2 protein-coding genes are annotated in these 1,195 nt (G+C 37.8%); both read left to right on the top strand.

Features of this window, described 5'->3' with window-relative positions:
- The first annotated feature begins 95 nt into the window (after window positions 1-95).
- On the top strand, window positions 96-611 hold the full coding sequence (locus MXE38_RS12345) for a winged helix-turn-helix domain-containing protein (protein ID WP_246915510.1): 516 nt from the start codon (window positions 96-98) through the stop codon (window positions 609-611).
- Window positions 608-1,174, top strand: coding sequence for an IS630 family transposase (locus MXE38_RS12340; RefSeq protein ID WP_246915508.1), 567 nt, complete (start codon window positions 608-610; stop codon window positions 1,172-1,174). Before MXE38_RS12345 ends, MXE38_RS12340 begins: the two co-directional genes overlap by 4 nt.
- Window positions 1,175-1,195: the final 21 nt, after the last annotated feature.

Raw genomic sequence — 1,195 nt, 5'->3', positions numbered from 1 at the left:
TATAGTAAACGACATAAATAATTAGGTAATAAATAAGCTTAGTACTACATTCATGTTAAAATAGTTTTAGGTATAGCTCAATATAGTCTCTTAACATGAAAGTACGTAAATTTAAAACTGATATTGAACAGCTAAAAGAAGCTGGTTTAAGCTTTGTCCGGCAAAATGGCGATACGAAGATGATTTATAGAGCCACAATCGTCAACATGTACCTTAAAGGTACATCCACAAAGGCCTTGTCAGAGGCTTGTGGTGAGAGTCCTGCAACAATTAACCTTTGGGTTAAGATTGCTGATGAACAAGGATTTCAAGCTCTAAAACTTGCATCTCCACCTGGCCGACCTAGCAAACTTAGCGAAATTCAGCTTGATGTAGTTCGTAATGCTATTCTTTCTCCACCAGAGACGCATAATTATGCAGTTTGGGATGGAAAAAGCGTTGCTGACTTCATCAATAAGCAGTTCAACGTTAGCCTTAGCACTAGACAGTGTCAACGTCTAATGAAGGAAAAGCTAAACCTATCTCTCATTAGACCGCAGACACTGCCTTCAAAAGGCAAATGTAACGATGAGGAAAGGGAATCCTTTAAAAAAAAATTTCTGAGCTCATGAAAGATCAAAAGGTTGTTGTAGCCTTTCAAGACGAAGCTCACTTCCAACAGACAACGAGCATTACCCGAGTATGGGCAAAAAAAGGCTCAAAGACCCAAGTTGCTTCTGCTCCAAACAGGAAATCAGTTGGTGTCTCTGGATATGTTTTTCCACAAACTGGAGCACTTATAGTTAACAAGTCAACCTGGTTTAACTATGAGTCAGTTATCCAGTCTTTTAGGGAACTTATCGACAAAGTCGATATTCCAGAAGACGTTAAGATTGCTTTGGTAATTGATAATGCTCCTTGGCATAAGAAAGCCTACAGACTCATTGTAGACGAATGCTTGCCTGAATATGCTGACATAAGGAACAAGTTAGACCTTATTAAGATGCCAACATACTCTCCAGACCTAAATCCGATTGAGCAATGTTGGAGAATCACACGTCGCGAGGTGACACACAATCGTTACTTTGAATCTTTAGCCTCTCTTGAGAATAAGTTATTTGGTTACTTTGATAAGTACAAAGCTCCAAATGATAAGTTCAAAAGTTTATGTTCTTTCAAATGTTTTAATACCTAATTATTTTTGTCGTTTACTATA

This window comes from Anaerobiospirillum sp. NML120448, assembly GCF_023050945.1.
Taxonomy (GTDB): domain Bacteria; phylum Pseudomonadota; class Gammaproteobacteria; order Enterobacterales; family Succinivibrionaceae; genus Anaerobiospirillum.
The sequence above is the reverse complement of the archived record's forward strand: the minus strand, read 5'-3'. Positions and strand labels throughout refer to the sequence as shown.

Excerpts from the sequence above, each read along its gene's own strand:
- MXE38_RS12345 (WP_246915510.1), top strand. The coding sequence starts at position 96 with ATGAAAGTACGTAAATTTAAAACTGATATTGAACAGCTAAAAGAAGCT.
- MXE38_RS12340 (WP_246915508.1), top strand. The coding sequence starts at position 608 with ATGAAAGATCAAAAGGTTGTTGTAGCCTTTCAAGACGAAGCTCACTTC.